The sequence below is a fragment of the Streptomyces tirandamycinicus genome, assembly GCF_003097515.1.
Classification (GTDB): domain Bacteria; phylum Actinomycetota; class Actinomycetes; order Streptomycetales; family Streptomycetaceae; genus Streptomyces; species Streptomyces tirandamycinicus.
Genome location: NZ_CP029188.1, coordinates 3,227,833 through 3,244,362, shown reverse-complemented (window position 1 = coordinate 3,244,362; position 16,530 = coordinate 3,227,833). Strand labels below are relative to the sequence as shown.

Below are 16,530 nucleotides of genomic sequence, written 5' to 3'. Positions count from 1 at the left end.
GCGTTCACCTGCGTTCACGTGCGTTCACCGGCGTTCCTGGGCGGCCGGCCGGTCGGCGCGGGGAAGACTTCGATCCCGCCTGAACGGCCGTGAACGCCGGTGAATGAGACGGCGTATGAGACGGCGTATGAGGCGGTGAATGAGACGGGGAGTGAGGCGGTGAATGAGACGGGGAGTGAGGCGGGGAGCGAGGCGGCGGGACTGCGTCGGCAGATCCGCGGGCGATGCTCCTCGATCCACGTCCGGCGCGTGCCCTCCGGTCGGGCCGGCGTGCCTGGTGGAAGCTGCCCTGTTGATCCTTGCTTCTCGCTGCTTGTTGTTTCGGGATGCCCCACGGTCCCGTTGCCGGGCACTACAGTCGTTCGTTGTGCCGTACGTCACATGGTAGCGGCGCGGGGTGCGGGCCTGGCTGGGGGCAGCCGAGTGCCCGAGTTGCGAGTTCTGGGGGGTTCATGCACGAGATGATCAAAGGCTCGAACGTGGCGCTGGCGGCCCTGAGTGAGAACACCGGCTCGGTGATCGCGAGTTTGAGCTGGGTCAGCCCGACCGGTGAAGGCGATGCGGACGTGTCCGTCCTGCTGCTGGATGGGAACGGCAAGGTACGCAGCGACGACGACTTCTACTTCTACAACAACCCGGTTGCCGCTGACGGGAGTGTGCAACTACTGGGGAAGACACCGACGGAGAGCGGCGACGAGGACCGGATCAGCTTCGACCTGACCGCGGTCCCGTCCGTCATCGACCGGATCGTCGTGGCGGCGAGCCGCTACGAGGGGGCTGGTTTCGGAGAGCTGGAAGATCTGAAGGTGACCTTGGCCGACGGGGGCGGTGAGAGTCTCCTCGGGTTCGCGATCGATGACGCCGGCACGGAGAGCGCATTCATCTTCGGTGAGTTGTACCGGCGTGGGGCAGAGTGGAAGTTCCGTGCTGTCGGTCAGGGTTACGACACCGGCCTGGCCGGTCTGGCCTCGGACTTCGGCGTCGACATCGAGGACGACGCGGGCGCAGAGCAAGCGCTGAGCGGCACGGAGGGTGGCGACCAGGCTGATACGGCGGTTCCGGCTCCGGCCGCTGAGCGGGAACCGCAGGTGACGCCAGGCCTCGTTCCGTCTCCCCGCCCGCCCGCCGACGAGGGCGGGTCGAGGAAGGCGGCACGGCCTCGTACAGCGAAGAAGAAGGTCACCGTGCCCAGGGTGGCCAGGAAGTCTCTGGCGGACAATGAGTCCTGGAAGCAGGCCAGGCTCTTTCCGGTTTCGGTGCTCAAGAGCGACCGGGACCGGGAAATGCGCGCGACGTCGGTACTCCTGTCGGTGATGGCGCAGGTGCCGGAGTTCGGCCGGAGACTCACGGCGGCGTTCGGAGCACCGTCAGGCCGTATGGAGACGTTCACCGAGGTCTCCCTGCCGCACGGCGACACACCGCGACGCCCCGACGGGGTCATCCGTGTCGAGCGGGCCGGCAAGCTGTGGACCGCGCTGGTGGAGACCAAGACCAACGGCAACAGCCTCAAGCCCGAGCAGGTGAAGGCATACGCGGACATCGCCGCACGCCGTGGCTACGAGGCCGTGATCACGCTGTCGAACGACGTCGCGCTGGAGGGCAGCCCGCTCGTCGACGTCAAGATCGACGGCCGGCGCAAGCACAAGGTGGCTCTCCGGCACCTGTCCTGGGCCGAAGTCACCCACCAGGCACAGATGCTGATCCGGCACGAGGGCGTCGGGGACAAGGCACATGCCTGGCTGCTCCAGGAACTGCTGTACTACCTGCGGCACGAGAACTCCGGCTGTCACGGTTTCCAGAACATGGGGGCGGCCTGGGTACCGGTACGCAACGGAATCGACGACGAAACCCTGTGCCAGGGCGATCCGCGTGCCCTGGACGTGGTCGAGAGCTGGGAACGGCTCATCCGTCAGATCTGCCTCAGCCTCGGCGGCGAACTCGGGCAGAAGGTCCTGCCCGTCCAGCGCGCCAAGCGTGGAGCCGATCCGAAAGCACGCCGCGGCCGCCTGGCCGACCAGCTCTGCCTCGACGGCAGACTTCACGCGGAGCTCAGGATCGAGGGCGCACCCGGAATCCTGGTGATCAGCGCCGACCTGCGCACCGGCAAGCTCCGCACCTCCATCGAGATCCCCGCACCCGAGCAGGGCTATCCGTTGAGCTGGGCCAAACGCCTCATCCGCCGCCTGGCCGAGGCGCCGGCGGACCTCCACATCGAGACCCTGGTCGAAGGAGAAGCAGGGGGGCCGCGGGGCACGCTGGAACGGCTCCGCCCGGAGCCGGCGGACATGCTGCCGAAGAACAACGACACCCCCGTCACCGGCTTCCGCCTCTCCCTGTTCAAAGGCATGGGAAGCAGCCGCGGGAACGCCGAATCGGGCTTCATCCGTAGCGTCGACGACGCCGTGCACCGCTTCTACACCGCCGTGGTAGTCCACCTGGACCGCCCGGCACCCCGGCAGGTCTCTGCTCGGTACGCGCCGAACTGAGCGTGGCTGACAGCTCGTTCCGGCACGGTGGTGGCACGGGCCGACCCTCTCGCGATTCAGCGGGTGATGGGGCCATGTCCTCGGGGCGGTGGCGGAGACCGGGGCGACGGTCGTCCCGCTCGCGCTGACGCCGGGGGTGAGATGTTCGATCCGTTACCGGGATCCCTACAACGATCCGTACATGCGTCCGGTCGTACTCATGTGATCAATTCTGCTTCGCGTATCGCTTCCGCCCTCGTCGTCGCCTCACTGCTGCTGACCGCCTGCAGCGGGAGCGACGGCGAGGGTGCTGCGCCGCCCGCCGAGCACCCCGTGTTCTCTCTGCCGGTGGACGAACAGCCGTACCAGACCATGCGAGTGACCCAGCAATCCGGCAGTGCCGCCTTCCACCAGACACTGACGTTCACTGCGAAGCAGGGCGACGCCGTCCTCACCACCGCCGGGCGGCTCGACTTCAGTGGCGGCCGGGCGGACGGCACGCACACCTGGACGATTCCTCACGGTCTCCCCGCGACGACCAAGGACATCCTCCAGGGCGCCACATGGGGCGAGGGCAGCGCCTCCGCGCGTGTTGCGCTCACCCCGGAGTCCGTCCTTCACCGGTCGGGCGAGGGCGACTACTGGCTGCGCTACGACCCCGACCGGTTGATCGACGAGACCGACTCGATCTCCCGGTTCCACGGCATGGAGTCGCCCTTCGGAGGCACACTGCTCGAAGTGATCACGGCTCTGCACCGCATCAAGGGGCAGCCGGTGACCGGAGGCGGCCGCCGCTTCACCGCCCACATCGTGCCGCGCAGCGCCACGGAGAGCCTGCTGCCCGGCGACCTGCACCGCCGCATGCGGGCGGTGGGACCCGCGGAGTCCGCCGGAACACCTGTGCCGCTGACCCTGACCACGGACGCGAAGGGCCTGATCACTCAGGTCGAAGCCGATCTCTCCGCCCTGCTGAAGGGGGGTGACGGCGGGCTGCCGGGTGTGACCGCGCTGCGGGTCCGGCTCGTCCTCACAGGGCACGGGCGGACGACCCCGGCCCTGCCACCCGGGTCCGACGTCGTCCTCGACGCGGACAAGGCCGTGCTGCCCCGCTATTCCGCGGCGGCCGGTGACTGTGTGGACTTCAGCACCGGTACGCGCCGCGCCGCCCTGGTCGTCAAGGTTTCCTGCACCGGACCTCACGACGCGCGCATCTACGCGCAGGTCAAGCTGAAGGGGGCGTACACCGGTGAGAGGGACGCGAAGAGACGGGCGATGGAGGCCTGCGGGAGCGCCTACCGGAGTGCTCGGTCCGCGTGGACCTCGGACTCCGTGGACCCCGGCGAGTACTGGGGCGTCTGGCCGAAGGAGGAGCACTGGGACAGCCCCCGCGAGCGGGTCGCGACCTGCTATGTCCTGTCCCGCTAGCACGGCCGCGGCCGGGTGGCTCGATCATTCACGACCGTGCGGCTCCTGAGCACGAGCCGTTCGGCCCGGTGCGAACGAGTGCATCCTGAGCTGCGGCGGAGCCGCGCGGATGCCTCCGTGTGAACGGGCCCGGACGGAGGAGAATGCAATCAGAGCAGCAACCACGGGAGTCCAGCCGCTGATCACGCCCTGCGCCAGGCGCCGATCAGTTCTCCGGGTCCGTATGCCGCCTGGAGCCCGGAACAGGTGCTCCCGCTGCGCGAGACCGCTACGAGCGGTACCGGCTCGCCGGTGATCGCGGCCCGGTGCTTCTGCAGCGCGGCCAGGTCGTCGTCGAACGCGGAGCCCTCCAGCCAATTGACCGACCCGAGGAAGAGCAGTTCCTTGGAGCGGCATGTATGCGGGCCCGGTACATGCACGTGACCGGGACGCTGCTGCGGAAGGTCGCCCAGCAAGTCGGCGATGCGCTCTGGGAGCTGCCGAAGTCCAACTGAGACGGAAACTGAGACGGACAACGTCGAAGGGCCCCACCGCGAACGGTGGGGCCCTTCGACATCGTGCCCGGTGAGGCACTGGCGGAGGATACGAGATTCGAACTCGTGAGGGGTTGCCCCCAACACGCTTTCCAAGCGTGCGCCCTAGGCCTCTAGGCGAATCCTCCGCCGGAAACATTACATGACGCGAAGGAGTGCTCGCGAACTCGTTCCCCGCCCCCACCATCGGGTAGTCTGTGCGCAGCCCCTCACGTGGCGCTATCTGACTGAACTCCCCCAGGGCCGGAAGGCAGCAAGGGTAGGTCGGCTCTGGCGGGTGCGTGGGGGGCGCTTTGCGTTCCGTGTGCGGCGGCGGTCGCCGTGGGGTACGAACGCCGATCCCGGCCGGTGCCCGAGGCTCCGCGCCCGGCCCCGTGGCCCCGCAACCGCCGGACCGGCGGTTCCCCGGTGGCCGCCGTGGTTGTCGGTGGGCCCCGATAACCTCGTATGCGTGTCGTCCCTCGCGCTGTACCGCCGCTACCGTCCCGAGACCTTCGCCGAGGTCATCGGGCAGGAGCATGTCACCGACCCGCTGCAGCAGGCGCTGCGGAACAACCGGGTCAATCACGCGTACCTGTTCAGCGGGCCCCGCGGATGCGGAAAGACGACCAGTGCCCGGATCCTCGCGCGCTGCCTGAACTGTGAGCAGGGCCCCACCCCCACCCCTTGCGGGGAGTGCCCGTCCTGCCGGGACCTGGCGCGCAACGGACCGGGGTCGATCGACGTCATCGAGATCGACGCCGCGTCGCACGGTGGCGTGGACGACGCCCGTGAGCTGCGGGAGAAGGCGTTCTTCGGCCCCGCGTCGAGCCGGTACAAGATCTACATCATCGACGAGGCGCACATGGTCACCCCGGCGGGCTTCAACGCCCTGCTGAAGGTGGTCGAGGAGCCGCCGGAGCACCTCAAGTTCATCTTCGCGACGACCGAGCCCGAGAAGGTCATCGGAACGATCCGGTCCCGTACGCACCACTACCCGTTCCGCCTCGTGCCGCCCGGAACCCTGCGGGAGTACCTGGGCGAGGTGTGCGGCAAGGAGCGGATCCCCGTCGAGGACGGGGTCCTTCCGCTGGTCGTGCGGGCCGGCGCCGGTTCGGTGCGTGACTCGATGTCGGTCATGGACCAGCTGCTGGCGGGTGCGGCCGAGGACGGTGTGACGTACGCCATGGCGACGGCCCTGCTGGGGTACACCGACGGATCGCTGCTGGACTCGGTGGTGGACGCCTTCGCCTCGGGCGACGGCGCCGCGGCGTTCGAGGTCGTGGACCGGGTCATCGAGGGCGGCAACGACCCGCGTCGTTTCGTCGCGGATCTGCTGGAGCGGCTGCGGGACCTGGTGATCCTCGCCGCGGTGCCGGACGCCGCCGAGAAGGGGCTCATCGACGGGCCCGCGGACGTGGTCGAGCGGATGCAGGCCCAGGCGCAGGTGTTCGGCGCCGCCGAGCTCAGCCGCGCCGCGGACCTCGTCAACTCCGGCCTGACGGAGATGCGCGGCGCCACCTCGCCCCGCCTGCAGCTGGAGCTGATCTGCGCCCGGGTGCTGCTGCCCGCGGCCTTCGACGACGAGCGGTCCCTGCAGGCCAGGCTCGACCGGCTGGAGCGTGGCGCGGCCGCGGCGTTCACCGCGCAGGGGTCCGGGCCGGCGATGGGCTACGTGCCCGGGCCGGGGGCTCATGCGCCGATGGTTCCGGGTGGTGGGCCCGCCGCCGCGCGTGCGGCCGTACGGGGCGGGGGAGCGTCCGGCGCCGAGCCGCAGCCGGGCCAGCCCGTCCCGTCCCAGTCCACGCGACCCCAGCCCGCACAGACTCCCCGGCAGACCGCCGAGGCGGAGCCCGCGCCGACCGAGGCCCCGCGATCCCCGGCTCCGTCCGCGGAACCCGCCCAGGAGGCCACCGCACCGCGGCCCGGCGCCTGGCCGGGAGCGGCGGCCCCCGGGTCCGGTGCCCAGGCCGCCGCCCGGCCGGGTGCCTGGCCCTCGGCCGCCGCCGCCGTTGTCCAGGGTGTCCAGGACGTACGGGCCGAAGCGGTCCGTGGTCAGCCACTCCCAGGGGTACAGCTTGAAGCAGCTGCGGATGAAGCGGAGCCGTTCGTCGACGAAGCGGCCCGACAGCCGGTCCCAGCCGATCTGCTCCACGGACAGCGCCTCGGTGGTGAGACCCGCCTGCTGGGCGGTCTCGCGCAGATAGGCGACCGTCATCAGGTCCTCGCCCAGCTCGTCGCCGTCGGAGTGCACGAAGTGTTCGGCGACGCGGATCAGCAGCAGTGCGAGCCAGCACAGCAGCACGTGGGCGCGGATGCGGTGTTCGAGACGGTGAAAGACCGGTCGTAGTTCCAGCACCGTTTTCAGATCACGAAATCCGCGCTCGGCTTCCAGGAGAGCCTTGTAGCCGACCGCGATCTCCTCGGCACTCAGGTGCGGATCGGAGCTGGTCAGCAGGTACTTGCCGTCGAGACGCTCCTCGGCCTTGACCTTGGCGCGGTCGATGGCCAGCCGTCCGTTCTTGGACGTTCTCAACCACCGCTTCAGGGTGGGGTGTTCGATCAGCGCGCACTCGGCGCGCACGTGGGCGGCCTCCGCCCGCTCCCGCGCCTTGGCTGTGGTCGCGCGCTTGGCGTCACGTTCACGCTGGGACCGGATCCGCTCCAGTTCGGCCTCGATCCGCTTGATGGCCTCCTCGCGATGGCGACGGTCGCGTTCCTCCTGGCAGGGTTGTGGCAGATGACGAAGCGCCGGCCCGGGGCCTGGTCGAGCTTGACTTCCTTGACGCGCAGGTTGTCGCGGACGCTCTGGTAGCGGCCCTGCCGGGCGAGCGCGGCCTCGGCCAGGTCGCCTCCGTCACGCATGCGCATCCCGGCGATGTAGTGGCCGCCGGCGCGGGTGAGGTAGGCGAGATTGTCCCGGAGGAGAAGCCGCGGTCGACCACGGTGATCACGCGCCAGCTTCCAGTCGCGCATGTCGTCCTGACCTGCGGCAGGATCGCTGGTCGCTGGGCCGCCGGCCAGCACCAACACGGACCGGGACGCCCTCTTTGTGACAGCAGTCGATGGTGATCTGCGGCAGGTCGTCGCGGTGGTCCTTGCTCTTGCCGTAGGCGCGAACGGGGTTTCGCCCTCGTCGGGTTCGTCGCGTTCGAAGTAGGTATTGGTGGAGGGTCGAAAGAACAGCAGTCGACTTCGAGGTTGAGGAGGTTGGCGACCGCGAAGAACACCGCTTCCTGCACTTCAGCCTGGGCGTCGGCCTCCACCAGCAGGTCCATGGCCCGGTATGCCTGGTTCTCGTCCATGGCCTCCAGGCCGGGTATCACCGCGTCGCGGCCGGCCACTCGGCCGCGACAGCTTGGAGGCCGGGGCGATGGCCGGTTGGCGGCCATGCGAACAGCACGCGCTCGACGTCGGTGCGGAACCGGCGCGCGCCGAGGATCTTCTTCAGGGCGGCGTCGATCTCCAACTGCCGCCACAGGCCCTGCAGAAGCCAGACCGCCCCGAGCGGGCGCGCGAGCCGGTCACCTGCAGGCCGCGCCGGCCGCCGGAGCGGCCGCGTCAGCGCCGTCCTCGCCCAGGTAGCGGTTGATCGAGGCGACCAGACGGCGCAGGCCGTCGGTGTCGAGCTGGTCCTCGCGGCCGAAATTGTGCACCACCTCGGCCTGCGTAGTGCCGCCCACCCGCCGGTTGTGCGCGAGCTGAACATAGCGAACCGTCGTGCCGTTCTTGTTCTTCCGCTGGGTGGTCCGCAAGTACATGCCCACAGCATCAACGATCACAGCAAGAAGATCAATACCTCATGACTAGGCGTGTGCCCACGCGATTCACGCGACGCGCATGCACCGAAACACCGTGACCTGCGCAGACACTGATCGACAGACCCGTATGTGCCTACGAACTGCGGAACTCAGGTAGTGGGATAGACGTCGGCGTCCGGGTAGGCGGCGCTGATCTGGAACCCCAGCCAGGTGGCAGCGGAGGTAGGAGGACGACGACACGTCCTCGAGCGGTGACAAACACACCGCCATTGCCGTCCGGGACCACCTCGACCGGATGACCGGCGAACTGGGCCCGGATGGCCTCGACCGCTCGGTGATCGCCGAAGGAGGCGCTCACGAGTTGTCGTCCGGGGGCACGGCCAGGAACTCCTGGTTCGGGTGAACCGGATCTGCTCGTCGTCGTCGACGACCTCGTAGCGCCCGTTCCCCTGCTTGACCGACAGCTGGAAGCCAGTGTCGACGGTAGCCCTGGGCGATCGCTGCTGCTTGATCCCCAGGCCAGTGAATCACGGCCGGGCGGATCACGGGCTGGTTGTTCACGGTGATCGTGACCTCGACGGGGCGGCGCTTGTCCTGGCCGACCGTCGGCTCGATGGCGGTGTCCGTGTCCATCGGCGTTCCTCTTTTCTGGTGGTACGATGCCGCCTGGCTCAGGCGGCACGCCTGCGTTTCGAGATCTTCACATCGTTTTGAGATGTCGAACACTCGTGATCACGCTAACACGGAGGTGTTTGAGATGTCGAACACTGATAGAAAGGAGGCACACCCCACACCAAGAGGAGGAGGGCGATGGCCAGGACCCGCGTGAACGTGGCCGCTCTGTACGCGGCCCTCGACGCCGCGCGGACCACGAGAGGACTCTCGTGGGCGACAGTTGCTGGAGAGGTGGGCGTCAGCCCTTCGACCATGACCCGGCTAGCCAATGGCCACCGACCGGACGTGGACGCCTTCGCCGCCCTCGTGCAGTGGCTCTCCCTGCCGGCCGAGAACTTCATGATCGATCCGGGCACCGACGTCGAGGGCAAGCCCACCGCCGAGCCGGAGCTGCTGGTGCAACTCGCCCCGCTCCTGCGCGCCCGAAGCGACCTGGGTGAAGAAGACGTGCGGTACCTGGAAGAGGTGATCGAGCGGCAATGCGTCGGTTCTCCTCCGACCGCGACTCCCCTGTGGGTGAGCATGGGATCTCGGTGGGCCAAGAAGGCGCTCGAAGAACTGGCACTCGAGGAACGTCGACGGATCGGAGTCGACTCCACGAGCCCCTAGACCTCACGCGCCTGACCGACGAGTGGGGTATCCGCGTGTACGCCTGAGCGACCTCGCCGCTCATGGTTCTCACAGGCGGCGCTGGAGTACTTCGGTTCCGCCGGTGCAGGAAAGTGGTCCGCTGCCCTGGTCCCGGCAGGGACAGGCTGCTTCATCCTCGTGAACTCCTCGCATACACCGCAGCGGCGCCGATCGAACATCGCGCACGAGATGGGCACTCCTTCTTGAGCACGAGTTCAGTGTGTTCTGTCAGCGATGGCGGGTGCCGCAACTGGACCCGGCGATGAAGGTGAAGGAGCAGGAAGACACACGACCTCTCGCGGAGCTCCTGATCCCAAGTCCGCCGCAATCAGGCCGCGTTCGACAACCTTGCCGATGACGAAGTCGCTCAGCGCTTCGATGTGAGCATCGAGTTCGCACGAATGCGCCTGAACGCCTCGGGTGCCAGGAAGATCGCAACACGGTCCAGAGCCAAACGCCGGTAGGTGGGCCCACGCTGCATCTCGAACCGGACGCCTCGGTCTCACTAGCTGTTCTTCAACCGATCAGGTGTCTGAGCTGCATGTTTGCGGTTTGTGATCTTCGTGGGCGGGTGTGCAGGGTGGTGGTGTCTTCGTTGCCGAGCCCGGAGGTTCTGCTGTGCCCACGCCCGCCGCTGTCATGACGCGCCGACTGCGCGCCTTCGAAGCCCGTGCGTCGAGCTCCGGCAGCGGATCACCGCTCTGGAGGAGGAAGCGGCCCAGTGGACAGGGAGATCGCCCGCTGGCGTATCGCAGCGAGATCGGGACGAGGTCGAACAGGAACTGCGGGTGATGCCGGTGTGGCTGCTGTTTCCTGCAGCCCGTCCGACAACAGGGAGGCGCCGGCCGACGCGGAGGTAGGGAGCCCTGCCGGCGCAGGTCCCGGCCTGGAACCGGAGCCGGAGGTGAGTCGGTATGTGCCGCAAACGGCAGGAGGACTGCCGATCCCAGCAGGCTGCCCGCCTCTACTCGAAGATCGTCGAGTTCGTGAGGGAAGCGCAGGAACCGGTGCGGGCTCGGGAGGTGGCCCAGGATTGTTCGGTGAGGGGGCCGGTCGCAGTCGCAGGAGGGTGTGCGCTGTCAGCTCAAGCGCTCGTCCAGCGGGACTGGCTGACCAGCGCCGACGGCCGGGAGTCACCGCGGCAGGATGACGGGCGCTCACACCGCCGGGCCCGTCCGCGCGGCCTCGTGGTCCGCGCGGCCAGGCGGCGGGTCATGAGGTGACCATGGCCCACTTCACGTAGCTCTCGTGGCGGCGGCGGTGCGCTCGTAATCACGCACCAGGCGACGGCAGTTCACCAGCCAGGCGAACGTGCGCTCGACCACCCAACGTCTCGGGATCACCACGAAGCCGGCTCTGTCGTCGCCGGGCGGGACACCTCGACCTTCATGCCGAGGGCGTGCAGGGCCCAATCACCAGGGCGCCCGCATAGCCGCTGTCGGCCCACACCAGACGCACCCGCGTGAACAGGGAACGCACCCGTTCCAGGAGGGCCACACCCGCGTCGCGGTCCTGCAGGTCCGCGGCGGTGACCATCACCACCAGCAGCAGACCCAGACAGTCCACGGCGAGTGACGCTTGGAACCCGACACATTCTTCGCCCGTCGTACCCGCGCGCTCCCCGGTCAGGGTGGAGGCGCCGCGCAGGGACTGGGAATCGACGATCGCCGCACTCGCTCGGGATCGTCCGCCCTCCACGATGCGTACCTGCTCCCGCAGCCTCTCGTGCAGCACGTCCAGGAGCTCGTCCGTGTGCCAGCGATGCTGGAATGCGTAGACGGCCGACCAGGGCGGGAAGTCGGGCGGCATCGCCCTCCACTCGATGCCGTTGTCGACGAAGTACCGCACCGCATCGATCATTTCGCGGTGGCAGAAACCCCCGGGTTGCCCCGCGGCCACACAGCCAGCCCGGCACAGGCATCCCCGCCGGACGATCTGCCATTCCTCGTCCGTCAGATCGTCGCGTAGACGCGGCCGCAGCGGCCGGTCACCGGCATTGCGTACAAGTGAGCGAGACAGTCACACTCCGCGGCGAACCGCAGGTCGGGCAACGGACGATCGGACAGGACGACGGTAGCGTTCTGCATGACGGGGCTTTGTTCCTCGCGTGGCTGGCTTAGACAACCGACACGCTATGAACAGGGCCCCGTTCCCATGCCCACTCCCGCACTCCGTCACCTTATCCAGGACAACCGTACGGGACGTCATCGAACGCCCGACGGTAAGAAACAGCTAGTGACTACCAGTGGTGTGGCCCAAGCATGTCAGAGGGCGCCGTCAGATCGGCCGGATCAGCGGCCCTCGGTCGAGGTCCCAGCACGGGTGGCTATCCGTGGCGGCGGGCGGTCAGCGCGACACAACCTGCACCCTGCTGCTCCACCTGACCGGACTACGAAACCCGGTCCCGGTGTGGCACACGAGCTGGGCGACGACCCTTCGGGTTTCCACGATTTCGCAGGCCCGCTCGGTGCCCGAGCGCTTGTCCGACCTTGCGGTCCGGTATCCGGCAGGTTCCCTGACTGAGACCAAAACTGAGACCACGGAACGACGAAGGTCCCGGCCGCAGTGCGGTCGGGACCTTCGTTTCGGCTGGTCAGCCGTGGGGAGGATACGAGATTCGAACTCGTGAGGGGTTGCCCCAACACGCTTTCCAAGCGTGCGCCCTAGGCCTCTAGGCGAATCCTCCGCCGGAAACATTACATGACGCGGAGGAGTGGTCGCGAACTCGTTCCCCGCCCTCACCATCAGGTAGTCTGTGCGCAGCCCCTCACGTGCGCTATCTGACTGAACTCCCCCAGGGCCGGAAGGCAGCAAGGGTAGGTCGGCTCTGGCGGGTGCGTGGGGGCGCTTGCGTTCCGGTGCGGTGGTCGCCGCGCCGTCGTCGTACTTCCGGACGTTCCGGACGCCGAATCCGGGCCGGCCCGCACGCAGCTCCGGGCCGGTGCCTGCCCCGCGACCGGCCCGGGGAGGAGTACGACCCTGGAGTTCGGGGCGGCTGTCTGCGGCTCCCGGGCCCGTGGCCACGTCGCTAGCGGACCGGTGGTTCCCGGTGGCCGCCGTGGTTGTCGGCGGGCCCCGATAACCTCGTATGCGTGTCGTCCCTCGCGCTTGTACGCCGCTACCGTCCCGAGTCCTTCGCCGAGGTCAGCGGGCAGGAGCATGTCACCGACCCGCTGCAGCAGGCGCTGCGGAACAACCGGGTCAATCACGCGTATCTGTTCAGCGGGCCCCGCGGATGCGGGAAGACGACCAGCGCCCGCATCCTCGCTCGCTGCCTCAACTGTGAGCAGGGCCCCACTCCCACCCCTGCGGCGAGTGCCTGTCCTGTCGGGACCTGGCGCGCACGGGCCGGGTTCGATCGACGTCATCGAGATCGACGCCGCGTCGCACGGTGGTGTGGACGACGCCCGTGAGCTGCGGGAGAAGGCGTTCTTCGGTCCCGCGTCGAGCCGGTACAAGATCTACATCATCGACGAGGCGCACATGGTCACCTCGGCGGGCTTCAACGCCCTGCTGAAGGTGGTCGAGGAGCCGCCGGAGCACCTCAAGTTCATCTTCGCGACGACCGAACCCGAGAAGGTCATCGGACGATCCGGTCGCGTACGCACCACTATCCGTTCCGCCTCGTGCCCCGGGCACTCTCCGGGAGTACTGGCGAGGTGTGCGGCAAGGAGCGGATCCCGGTCGAGGACGGGGTCCTTCCGCTGGTCGTGCGGGCCGGCGCGGGTTCGGTGCGTGACTCCATGTCGGTCATGGACCAGCTGCTGGCCGGTGCGGCGGACGACGGTGTGACGTACGCCATGGCGACCGGCCCTGCTCGGGTACACCGACGGATCGCTGCTGGACTCGGTCGTGGACGCCTTCGCCTCGGGCGACGGCGCCGCGCGTTCGAGGTCGTGGACCGGGTCGTCGAGGGCGGCAACGACCCTCGTCGTTTCGTCGCGGACCTGCTGGAGCGCTGCGTGACCTGGTGATCCTCGCCGCGGTGCCGGACGCGGCAGGGAAGGGCTCATCGACGGGCCCGCCGACGTGGTGGAGCGGATGCAGGCCAGGCCAGGCATTCGGCGCCGCCGAACTCAGCCGCGCCGCGGACCTCGTCAACACCGGTCTGACGGAGATGCGGCGGCGCCACCTCGCCCCGGCTGCAACTGGGCTGATCTGCGCCCGGGTGCTGCTGCCCGCGGCCTTCGACGACGAGCGGGTCCCTGCAGGCCCGCTCGATCGGCTGGAGCGCGGTGCGGCCGCGGCGTTCACGGCGCAGGGTTCCGGGCCGGCGATGGGCTATGTGCCCGGGCCGGAGGCTCATGCGCGATGGTTCCGGGCGGCGGGCCCGCCGCCGCGCGTGCGGCAGTGCGGGTGGGGAAGCGCCCGGCGCCGAGCCTTCAGCCCGTCCGACCGGAGCCGGGCCAGCCGTCCGCCGCAGTCCGCGCCGCCGCAGTCCGCGCAGGCTTCCCGGCAGACCGCGAGGCGGGGCCCGCCCCGGCGAGACCCCGCGATCTCCGTCTCCGGCCCCCGCGCAGGAGGCCACCGCCCCTCGGCCCGGCGCATGGCCGGGAGCGGCGGCCCCCGGCTCGGGTGCCCCGCCGCCCGGCGGGAGCCTGGCCCTCGGCTGCCGCGCCCGGCCAGGGCGCCGCCCTCAGCGGCGCCCGCGGGCCCGGCCCCGCGCCCGCGGACCGGCTCCCGCCGCCCAGCCCCAGGCCGTCGCCCCGCCGCGGCCCAGGGAGCCGCCCAGGTGCGCACCATGTGGCCCCAGATCCTGGACGCGGTCAAGAACCGCCGTCGCTTCACCTGGATCCTGCTCAGCCAGAACGCCCAGGTGGCGGGCTTCGACGGCACCACCCTCCAGCTCGGCTTCATCAACGCCGGAGCGAGGGACAACTTCGCGAGCAGCGGCAGCGAGGACGTACTGCGGCAGGCGCTCGCCGAGCAGTTCAACGTGCAGTGGAAGATCGAGGCGATCATCGATCCGTCGGGCGGTGCCGGTCAGCCCCCGTCCGGTCCGGGCGGATCGTCCGGCGGCTACGGCGGCGGCCAAGGAGGGTACGGCGGCGGCCAGGGAGGGTTCGGCGGCCGGCCCGCCCAGTCCCCTCCCGTCCCCGCATCGTCCGCACCCCGGACCTCGCCGGCTCCGCAGCAGTCCCCGCACCCGGCGACCCCTTCCTCCCCGCCCCCGGCGGGCGGGGACGGCGGTGGGGCCCCGCAGCAGAGCCCGTCCGCCGCGGACTCCGCCGGGGCCGGCGCCCGGCAGGCCCCGCCGTCGCCGCCCCCCGTGGCGCTCGAGGACGACATCCCGGAGGAGGACGATCCGGACCTGGTCGACTCGGCGCTGTCCGGTCACGACCTGATCGTGCGGGAGCTCGGCGCGACCGTTGTGGAGGAATACACAAACGAGTAGGAGGGCCCGTCTCGGTGGCCCGCACAAGGCCACCGTGAGCGAGCGGGCTACCCTGGCTGCCGTGAAGGTCCTCGTCATCGGCGGCGGCGCCCGCGAACACGCCCTGTGCCGCGCTCTCTCCCTCGACCCCGACGTCTCCGCGCTGCACTGCGCCCCCGGCAACGCCGGCATCGCGGATGCCGCCGAGCTGCACCCGGTGGACGCCCTCGACGGCGACGCCGTGGCCGCGCTCGCCGGCAGGCTGGAGGCCGATCTGGTCGTCGTCGGCCCCGAGGCGCCGCTCGTCGCCGGTGTCGCCGACGCCGTACGGGCCGCCGGCATCCCCTGCTTCGGCCCCTCCCGTGAAGCGGCCCGGCTCGAGGGCTCCAAGGCCTTCGCCAAGGAGGTGATGGCCGCGGCGAACGTCCCCACGGCGCGCAGCTACGTCTGCACCACCCCGGAGGAGGTCGACGAGGCCCTGGACGCGTTCGGCGCGCCGTACGTGGTCAAGGACGACGGGCTCGCCGCGGGCAAGGGCGTCGTCGTGACCGCCGACCTGGAGCAGGCCCGGGAGCACGCGCTGGCCTGCGGCCGTGTGGTGATCGAGGAGTACCTGGACGGCCCCGAGGTCTCGCTCTTCGCCATCACCGACGGCGAGACGGTGCTGCCGCTCCAGCCGGCACAGGACTTCAAGCGCGCGCTGGACGGCGACGAGGGGCCGAACACGGGGGGCATGGGGGCGTACTCACCGCTTCCGTGGGCCGACCCCAAGCTGGTCGACGAGGTCATGGACACGGTGCTCCAGCCCACCGTGGACGAGCTCCGCCGCCGGGGTACGCCCTTCGCGGGCCTGCTGTACGCGGGTCTGGCGATCACCAGCCGCGGTGTACGCGTGATCGAGTTCAACGCCCGTTTCGGCGACCCCGAGACCCAGGTGGTGCTCGCCAGGCTCAAGACCCCGCTCGCGAGCGTCCTGCTGAACGCGGCGAAAGGCACCCTCGCCGACGAGCCCCCGCTGAACTGGCGCGGCGACTCCGCCGTGACCGTGGTCATCGCGTCCCGCGACTATCCGGCCACCCCCCGCACCGGCGACCCGATCGGCGGACTCGACGAGGTGGCCGCGCAGGACGCGCCGCACGCGTACGTCCTGCACGCCGGGACCAGGCGGGAAGGCGACGCGATCGTCAGCGCGGGCGGCCGGGTGCTCTCGGTGACCGCGACCGGTGAGGACCTGACCCAGGCCCGCGACCGCGCCTACGCCGCGGTGGGCCGCATTCGGCTGGACGGCTCGCACCACCGCACGGACATCGCCGCGAAGGCCGCCGGCCACCCCTGACGGCGGCACTGCGCCGCCCCGCCCGCCCGGGGCACGGGTGGGCGGAGTCGCGGTCCGTGGCCGCGGGCGGCAGCCGCCGAACCGGCCGGACCCCTCCGCGGCCCGCGCTCCTCCGCGGCCCGGCAGCCGTCACGGTCCTGGCGTCGGGTCCCGGTGTCGGTCCTGGTGTAGCGGTCGCGCCGTCCGGTGCCGCCGCACCGTCCCGCCGTCCGCGCTCACCCGCCCCCGGCCGCCCCCGGCCGCCCGGGGCGTGGCGGGGCCGACCCGTCCGGCGTACCGCCTCCTCGCGGCCCGTTCGTCCGACCGCCGCGCGGCCGTCCCCCATCGGGCGGTGCCCGGGCCCCTGCCCGGT

Annotated in this window: 12 protein-coding genes, 2 tRNA genes, 2 other RNA genes and 5 pseudogenes; 11 read left to right on the top strand and 10 right to left on the bottom strand. The window is 70.1% G+C overall.

Annotated elements, in window-relative coordinates; all coding sequences use genetic code 11:
* Positions 1-452: 452 nt before the first annotated feature.
* Together DDW44_RS14350 and DDW44_RS14345 are read left to right on the top strand one after the other, a co-directional pair.
* Entirely contained in the window at positions 453-2,486 is a 2,034-nt protein-coding gene (locus DDW44_RS14350; protein WP_108906686.1) for a TerD family protein, read from the top strand.
* A 201-nt stretch (positions 2,487-2,687) separates the two neighbouring features.
* Positions 2,688-3,890, top strand: coding sequence for a hypothetical protein (locus tag DDW44_RS14345; RefSeq protein ID WP_108906685.1), 1,203 nt, complete (start codon positions 2,688-2,690; stop codon positions 3,888-3,890).
* A 182-nt stretch (positions 3,891-4,072) separates the two neighbouring features.
* On the opposite strand, the pseudogene DDW44_RS14340 reads toward DDW44_RS14345, so the two are convergent.
* Positions 4,073-4,279 (bottom strand): annotated as a pseudogene (locus tag DDW44_RS14340) (ATP-binding protein); the annotation flags it as partial.
* 184 nt (positions 4,280-4,463) lie between these two features.
* A tRNA-Ser gene (locus tag DDW44_RS14330) sits at positions 4,464-4,551 on the bottom strand.
* A gap of 72 nt (positions 4,552-4,623) precedes the next feature.
* On the opposite strand from DDW44_RS14330, the gene ffs (DDW44_RS14325) reads away from it, so the two are divergent.
* Positions 4,624-4,722: signal recognition particle sRNA small type (gene ffs, locus DDW44_RS14325), an RNA gene on the top strand.
* Between the two features lie 5 nt (positions 4,723-4,727).
* A pseudogene (locus DDW44_RS14320) lies at positions 4,728-6,446 on the top strand (DNA polymerase III subunit gamma and tau); the annotation flags it as partial.
* Here DDW44_RS14320 and DDW44_RS33545 read toward each other — a convergent pair.
* The 5 genes and pseudogenes from DDW44_RS33545 to DDW44_RS31670 all read right to left on the bottom strand — a co-directional run.
* Positions 6,405-7,070 (bottom strand): annotated as a pseudogene (locus tag DDW44_RS33545) (IS1634 family transposase); the annotation flags it as partial. The pseudogenes DDW44_RS14320 and DDW44_RS33545 sit on opposite strands and share 42 nt — an antisense overlap.
* Positions 6,965-7,378, bottom strand: coding sequence for a hypothetical protein (locus DDW44_RS32770; RefSeq protein WP_167455496.1), 414 nt, complete (start codon positions 7,376-7,378; stop codon positions 6,965-6,967). The gene DDW44_RS32770 and the pseudogene DDW44_RS33545, both read right to left, overlap by 106 nt.
* A 346-nt stretch (positions 7,379-7,724) precedes the next feature.
* Entirely contained in the window at positions 7,725-7,871 is a 147-nt protein-coding gene (locus DDW44_RS32065; protein WP_167455495.1) for a hypothetical protein, read from the bottom strand.
* A gap of 55 nt (positions 7,872-7,926) precedes the next feature.
* Positions 7,927-8,163, bottom strand: a complete 237-nt coding sequence (locus tag DDW44_RS14305) for a hypothetical protein (protein ID WP_146207018.1) — start codon at positions 8,161-8,163, stop codon at positions 7,927-7,929.
* 354 nt (positions 8,164-8,517) lie between these two features.
* Positions 8,518-8,889: a hypothetical protein gene (locus DDW44_RS31670; RefSeq protein WP_146207017.1), complete on the bottom strand. Its 372-nt coding sequence runs from the start codon at positions 8,887-8,889 to the stop codon at positions 8,518-8,520.
* Positions 8,890-8,973: 84 nt separating this feature from the next.
* On the opposite strand from DDW44_RS31670, the gene DDW44_RS14300 reads away from it, so the two are divergent.
* Positions 8,974-9,447 carry a helix-turn-helix domain-containing protein gene (locus tag DDW44_RS14300; RefSeq protein WP_108906682.1) on the top strand — a complete coding sequence of 158 codons (474 nt, stop codon included), beginning with the start codon at positions 8,974-8,976 and terminating at the stop codon, positions 9,445-9,447.
* Positions 9,448-10,733: 1,286 nt separating this feature from the next.
* On the opposite strand, the pseudogene DDW44_RS32765 reads toward DDW44_RS14300, so the two are convergent.
* The 3 genes and pseudogenes from DDW44_RS32765 to DDW44_RS14280 form a co-directional block, all read right to left on the bottom strand.
* Positions 10,734-10,826 (bottom strand): annotated as a pseudogene (locus DDW44_RS32765) (IS5 family transposase); the annotation flags it as partial.
* Between the two features lie 28 nt (positions 10,827-10,854).
* Positions 10,855-11,367, bottom strand: a complete 513-nt coding sequence (locus tag DDW44_RS32760) for a transposase (RefSeq protein ID WP_244224036.1) — start codon at positions 11,365-11,367, stop codon at positions 10,855-10,857.
* A gap of 703 nt (positions 11,368-12,070) precedes the next feature.
* Positions 12,071-12,154, bottom strand: a tRNA-Ser gene (locus tag DDW44_RS14280).
* Positions 12,155-12,226: 72 nt separating this feature from the next.
* Between DDW44_RS14280 and ffs (DDW44_RS14275) the strand changes: the two genes are divergently transcribed.
* The 6 genes and pseudogenes from ffs (DDW44_RS14275) to purD all read left to right on the top strand — a co-directional run bounded on the left by ffs (DDW44_RS14275) (position 12,227) and on the right by purD (position 16,178).
* Positions 12,227-12,323: signal recognition particle sRNA small type (gene ffs / locus DDW44_RS14275), an RNA gene on the top strand.
* Positions 12,324-12,560: 237 nt separating this feature from the next.
* Positions 12,561-12,881 (top strand): hypothetical protein, encoded by a 321-nt coding sequence (locus DDW44_RS32755; RefSeq protein WP_244224035.1) that lies wholly within the window; start codon positions 12,561-12,563, stop codon positions 12,879-12,881.
* A pseudogene (locus tag DDW44_RS33205) lies at positions 12,784-12,993 on the top strand (hypothetical protein); the annotation flags it as partial. The gene DDW44_RS32755 and the pseudogene DDW44_RS33205, both read left to right, overlap by 98 nt.
* 101 nt (positions 12,994-13,094) lie before the next feature.
* Positions 13,095-13,442 carry a hypothetical protein gene (locus DDW44_RS32750; RefSeq protein WP_244224034.1) on the top strand — a complete coding sequence of 116 codons (348 nt, stop codon included), beginning with the start codon at positions 13,095-13,097 and terminating at the stop codon, positions 13,440-13,442.
* Between the two features lie 758 nt (positions 13,443-14,200).
* Positions 14,201-14,863, top strand: coding sequence for a hypothetical protein (locus DDW44_RS32745; RefSeq protein ID WP_108906681.1), 663 nt, complete (start codon positions 14,201-14,203; stop codon positions 14,861-14,863).
* A 61-nt stretch (positions 14,864-14,924) separates the two neighbouring features.
* Positions 14,925-16,178, top strand: a complete 1,254-nt coding sequence (purD, locus tag DDW44_RS14260) for a phosphoribosylamine--glycine ligase (RefSeq protein WP_108906680.1) — start codon at positions 14,925-14,927, stop codon at positions 16,176-16,178.
* The last annotated feature ends 352 nt before the right edge of the window (positions 16,179-16,530 follow it).

Bases quoted from the DNA above. Each gene is read 5' to 3' on its own strand.
- DDW44_RS32770 (WP_167455496.1), bottom strand. From the start codon at position 7,378: ATGCGCGACTGGAAGCTGGCGCGTGATCACCGTGGTCGACCGCGGCTT.
- DDW44_RS14300 (WP_108906682.1), top strand. From the start codon at position 8,974: ATGGCCAGGACCCGCGTGAACGTGGCCGCTCTGTACGCGGCCCTCGAC.
- DDW44_RS14350 (WP_108906686.1), top strand. From the start codon at position 453: ATGCACGAGATGATCAAAGGCTCGAACGTGGCGCTGGCGGCCCTGAGT.
- DDW44_RS14305 (WP_146207018.1), bottom strand. From the start codon at position 8,163: ATGTACTTGCGGACCACCCAGCGGAAGAACAAGAACGGCACGACGGTT.